Source organism: Acidiphilium sp. 34-64-41 (assembly GCF_002282635.1).
Taxonomy (GTDB): domain Bacteria; phylum Pseudomonadota; class Alphaproteobacteria; order Acetobacterales; family Acetobacteraceae; genus Acidiphilium; species Acidiphilium rubrum.
The window spans coordinates 1-5,329 of the sequence record NZ_NCJX01000137.1; the positions used below are offsets into that span (position 1 = coordinate 1).

Genomic DNA, 5,329 nt, shown 5'->3' on the forward strand with positions numbered 1-5,329 from the left:
GGTAGCCGTTGTCGGCCACGGAGCGTTGCAGGGCGCGGAAGATCACCGCGAAGCGCTCGGACGGGTCGGCGGGCATGAAAGGCGCGTTCGAGATCATGGGTATGGGTAAACCATGATCGGTGGGGGGTGGGAAAGGGAAAAAGTTAGTTTTGGAAACGGTTATGGGGCGCGTTGGCGCGATCTTGCGGGGCTGGGCGTCAGGTTGGTTTAGCATAGGTGGATTTAAGGATCGTGTAGAGGGTGTCGGGGAGAGAGGCATCGGTTTCGCCGCTGTTCTTCGCACTTTCGATCAGGTCGAAGCGGGACAGGATTTGGATCGGCTGTTCGTCGGCGAAGCGGCAATAGATATCGAGATATTGGGCCGCGAGTTTGTGCAACGCGGGATCGCCCGTTCGTTCGAGCACGGCGACTCGGTCGCCGCAGAGGCGTGCCAGGTCGGCGGTGAAGGCGCTGCCGTCGGCCGGCATTCGCACGGCTTTGCACCGAAAGCCGCCCCGCATATCGAACCACTGCACGGCGGCTTGGGTGAAATCGACATCGGTGAAGCCGGCGAATTCCGGCGTGGCTTTGCGGGCGCGGTCTTCCCGGCTTTCGTAGGCGCCGCGAAAGGTGAGGTCCTGGAAGGCACCGATGAAGCGGCAGGCGATGAAGCCGCTACAGCCGAAATCGATGCCGCTGAGTTTTTTGAACACGAAGCTGCAATCGATGAATTGAGGGTCGCCGATGGTTGTTTTGGTGAGTTTGATGTTTTCGAAATGGCAGTTGATGTAGCGGGATTGGTATTCGCCGCGGGTGGCGGTGTTCCAGGACGTACCGATGCTGCCGACCTGCCATTCGCCCCGATAAAACCGGCAGTTCTGGAAGAGGTTGCCTTTATCAGCGAAATTATTGAGGTCGGTGTAGTCGAAGGTGCAGGTATCGAACGAGCCGTGTTCGCTGATGGTTTCGGCGAGGGAGGCGGCCGTGAAGTCGCATGATTTGAATTGTGCGTGCTTCAGGGATCGCATGCGCGGCGCATTTGGGTCGTTCAGCGTGAAGCCGCGGAAATCGAGCAGGCCGTCTTCGGTAGAGCCGAATGGGGGGCTGCGCAGGGAAGCGTCAGGCTCGATGCCGGACCAACGGGCGCGCCATTCGGTGAATTGTTTGGCGGTGTAGCGTTTGGCAGGGCGGTTTGGAGCCAGGGGCATGGGTGCTCAGGGTAAGGGTAGGATGTCGTCGAAGAGCGGGAGGTCGGGGTCTTCCGGCATGGGGATTATATGTTCCGTTTCGATGATTTCGGCACATCGGGTTGAATCGAGGATTTCGGTGGGAGGGCGCGGTCCTGGCGGCGGTTGATTTGGGGATAAGACCCCCGTATTACAGGGTTTAACTTGGTGCGAGGATTGGGGCGCGTGAGTTACGATCAGCTTGATACCGCGATTGCCGAATGGACGACGCGCCATGGGCTTGTTCTAACCAAGAGTTTCGGTGGCCGCGCGGTTCGCAACGTTTATATTTCGAGCGTGACGGCCGACGTTTTTCAAATCTGGGTCGATGAACCAGAAAACGGATATGTCGCGATCCACGCAGCGGGCGTCGAGGGTGTTCGGGAGGACGATCCGCAGCGGGACTGGCTTGTGAGTGTCGACCACCTAGCTCTGGCGCTGGATGAGGTGTTGCGCGTCGTGGAGCAATGGATGCATCCGTCACATCGGCATGGTCCGGCCGGCGCGAGGGGCTAGCGTTACAAGCTACAAAAATGGATCTTCAATAACGGGAATGTCGGGCAATTCGCCTGGTTGGGCCTCCGGTTCTTCCATCGTGGGTTTCGAAGGGCCGGGGTGTGCCTGTTCGGGAGAGATTGGGTTTCCATCCCGATCATAACGTTGCCAGGACGCATCGGGCGTTTTGGTCTTCCAATATCCTTTCGATCCCGGAGGTCCGCCTTGGTCTTCGGGCGGCACCCATCGCGTTGTCTGACGAGCGCCCCGGACTTGTTTCGGACCAAAGAAAGTGCCGGGTCTTTGGCCGGGTCCAGCCGCAGTCCACGGTCCGCCGGGCACGACGCCGTTAGGGTCTGGAATTTCCGAGGCATTTGTCGCTGCGGCGTCGATGACTTGCGCTTGTTGCTGCCCTGGCGCTGATGAAGTGGTCTGCGCAACGGACGTGGCTGATCCTGGGCCACCCACGCCGATCAGGACGGTGGGCAGGCCGCCGACGATGACGCCGCCGTGGGCGGTGGCATCGCCCATGCGGGCGGCGGGGCGGCCGTTGATCAGGACGGTGGGGGAACCCATCAGTATGGTGTCGGGCGGGCCGACGCAGGTGACGGGATCGCCCACACGGGCGGCGGGGAGGCTGCCGATGAAGACGTTGGGCGAGCCCATGATGACCGGGCCGCCGACGTGCGGTACGATTCCGGTCACCTGGGGGCAGGTGTGCATGTCAGTCGCGCGGGCGGCGGGTTGTTGGCCGGACATGTCTGGAGTTAGGCGGTGAATGGGCGGCGGCGTCAAGAGAGGTGGTTATGATCATTCCGAGGAAGGGTCTGGTGGCGGACCCATGGAGCTGAAAGCATGATTGCGGACGTCGTTGAACATCTCGACTGGGTTCGGCTGGATGGGCGGGGTGTTGCTTATTTCGAGGCGCAGCTTGAGCTCGGCAGTCAATTTTGCCGCCTGATCCAATCGACGGTCGATTTGGCTGGGGGTGATTGTTCGACGTTGCTGCCGCGTGAAACCCGAACAGATCGGGCCTATCGGTTCGATGAGGGTGGTCTGCTTCTGGCCAACCGCAATCGTGGCGTGCCGGTGAATGGTGGGCTTCTGCCGGCTGCTACGCTGCGTGAGCGACAGACGGCGGAGATTTTCGGATTTCTGCAATCTGATCCAAACGCGGTTTGTCTGATCGACGATGCGGCCGCACGGCCAAACGATGCGCCACTTGCTGCGGTTGGTTTCGCGGCGCGTCTTGGGGAGGATGTACTCTATCGGCTCGGTCATGACTCTCCCGCACATGATATTGGATCGGCGCTGGCATGGTGCAATTACATCTGGCACGGGTTGGCGGTGTTGTGCCGGCCCAGGGTGGCGCTGAAACGAGGGGGCGAACTTTCGCCTGAGGCGGTCACACGCTGTCTTGAGGACGTGGTGGCATTGCACGCTGTTGCCTATGATGGGGAAGGTTTTGTGACCTGGACGCGACGCGGGGCGGCATAAGGCGGCTGGCTGGACGAGGCCTGGCACCACTATGAAACATTGCCGTTCGGCGACGGTGAGCCGTTCCTGTTCCGGCTTTTCTGCCTGAGCCTCGATCAGGTACGGGCACGATTAGGCTTGGATATGGCCGGTTATATCGATCGGATTCCGCGTTGAAAGCGCCCGATTGCGATCTGGCGGTGCGGCAGTTACCGGTTAACGTGAGCGCGTTTGGGCGAGGCCGGTTGTGGGGCGGTTTGGGATGGATGCGAGGAGTTCGGTGAAGGAAGAGCTTCTTTTTTGTAAAAAAGAAGCAAAAAACTTTTGGTTATCAAGGGGTGTCCATCGTAGTTTCGTCCATCGGTGGGGCGGATAGACTGGTGGGGTGCGGAAGAGCACCCCACCCTACAGCTTGCTAAGATCTAGCCTTAGCTTTGTTTTTAACTTTAGGTTTGGCTTTAATTCTAGACTTCGCGCTTTTGCTTTCCCTAACATTATAATCTATTTTAACTTCACGTTTTTTTCCAGCTTTCTCCTCATTCCCTAAAACTTCCTGCCCACTATGCTTGCTTATTGCAGTTTTCTTTATGTCTTCAACAAGCGTTAGCAGTTTAAGTCGGTCCATAGTAATTTTTTCTATATTTCCTATCAAAGAACAAATCGTCTCCATCCTGTTTTTTGTTTCTGTATCTTGCGAAAAGAATTTCATCATTTGATCACAATGTTCTTTAGATCGTCTACCTTTAAGATCAAATTGCTTTGAGCCAAATATAAAATATTTAGCAGCCAACAGTATATGCCACCGTGCTTTAAAATACTTTCCATATCCTGATGCATTTCCTAAAAATATCTCTAATCTATACAAACAGTATGCCGCCGTATAATATATTTCCTCCGCATTTCCTTGATCAAAAATGTCGCCTTTATTCTCATCAATCAACCGGCCTGGGTACTTACATGCAAGGTCTGGACGATCAAAAAACATAGAGCCAACGCATCTAGCTAACTTTGTGATATCGAATTTTCTCGTTTCCTTAATGGTATTATCGTCAAAGAACTGATTTGTTCTTCTTTCAAAATATAGACCAAAATTTTCGTCTTTCCGCCTAACGTCAAAATACATTTCGATATTTTTTAGCGCTTCTAGGGTAGCCAAAAACTGTACATCCTTGACTTGAGTTTGTCGGTTCGTTGATCGCACAATATCGTCGATTACATCTGGATCTGTTGTTTCAATAACCTTTATCATCAAATTAGTTCGATCATCTAGATATTCGCGATTTCTAAATATAACATGAGACGTTTGACATCCATTGACAATCTGGAAATTTTTGATTGACATGTTTTGACCTTGTACCTTTATATCATTCGATATAATTGTAATTCCATTATTTAATACACCAAATCGACTAATTTTTTCTTTATCTAATAATGTCTTCTTAATTTCAGCATTAACATCGACTGACTCTCCCATAAAGTCTCTAACATTTCCATCAAATATTCGTTGACGAATTCGATCATTTTCACCGAGTAACATTTTATCAACGAACTCCTTGGCGCTAATCAGGCTAACGTATGCTTCTTTTATCCCAGCCGAGTTTGGAAAAGCGACAAGCGATAACGTCTCTATATTTCCTTCTATAGGTCCATCGATCTCCTTCCAAAGTTCCATTAGTTTGGCTCGACCCACTACGGAAAGTGATACGGAGAAGAATAGTTCGTGCTTCTCCACAGAACTTTGTAACGCGTTAAACGCAGCGTTAATTTCCCTAGCATTCGGCTGCGCTGCAGTATTAACATAATATAAAACACAGTTCGGTTTACCATTTGAGATTTTTCCAATATTTTTGATAATTTTGTCGAATATTTCACGACCAATATCTTTTACGGTAATTGCTATAGGCGCTTTAGCGTTAACTTGACAAAATAATTGCCCATCTTGTGGAAAAACTACCAATTTTCTAACATTTTCTTCGGCTGATGAAATCTCATATTTTTTAGGGATATCATATTCCTGAACTATTTCTAACTCTCCTGGCTCTGTAAATGCTTTAATGCAAACATAATCCTCAGATTTTTGCAACAATCGATCAAGAGAATCTTTATCTTTTGGTGTAAGCACGCTTGCCCAATGTGTAAAGAATTCTTCCTCA

5 protein-coding genes are annotated in these 5,329 nt (G+C 52.2%); 2 read left to right on the plus strand and 3 right to left on the minus strand.

Features of this window, described 5'->3' with window-relative positions; translation table 11 throughout:
* Window positions 1-197: 197 nt before the first annotated feature.
* Window positions 198-1,187: a hypothetical protein gene (locus B7X49_RS17930; RefSeq protein ID WP_286840497.1), complete on the minus strand. Its 990-nt coding sequence runs from the start codon at window positions 1,185-1,187 to the stop codon at window positions 198-200.
* A gap of 204 nt (window positions 1,188-1,391) precedes the next feature.
* On the opposite strand from B7X49_RS17930, the gene B7X49_RS17935 reads away from it, so the two are divergent.
* Entirely contained in the window at window positions 1,392-1,721 is a 330-nt protein-coding gene (locus B7X49_RS17935; protein ID WP_286840498.1) for a hypothetical protein, read from the plus strand.
* A gap of 9 nt (window positions 1,722-1,730) precedes the next feature.
* Here the strand turns inward: B7X49_RS17935 and B7X49_RS17940 are convergent, their stop codons facing one another.
* Window positions 1,731-2,459, minus strand: coding sequence for a PAAR domain-containing protein (locus tag B7X49_RS17940; protein WP_286840500.1), 729 nt, complete (start codon window positions 2,457-2,459; stop codon window positions 1,731-1,733).
* Between the two features lie 96 nt (window positions 2,460-2,555).
* Here B7X49_RS17940 and B7X49_RS17945 point away from each other — a divergent pair, with 96 nt between their 5' ends.
* Window positions 2,556-3,197 (plus strand): hypothetical protein, encoded by a 642-nt coding sequence (locus B7X49_RS17945; RefSeq protein WP_286840502.1) that lies wholly within the window; start codon window positions 2,556-2,558, stop codon window positions 3,195-3,197.
* A 394-nt stretch (window positions 3,198-3,591) separates the two neighbouring features.
* Here B7X49_RS17945 and B7X49_RS17950 read toward each other — a convergent pair.
* Window positions 3,592-5,329 (minus strand): AIPR family protein (locus tag B7X49_RS17950; protein ID WP_286840503.1); only part of this gene is annotated, 1,738 nt, incomplete at its 5' end.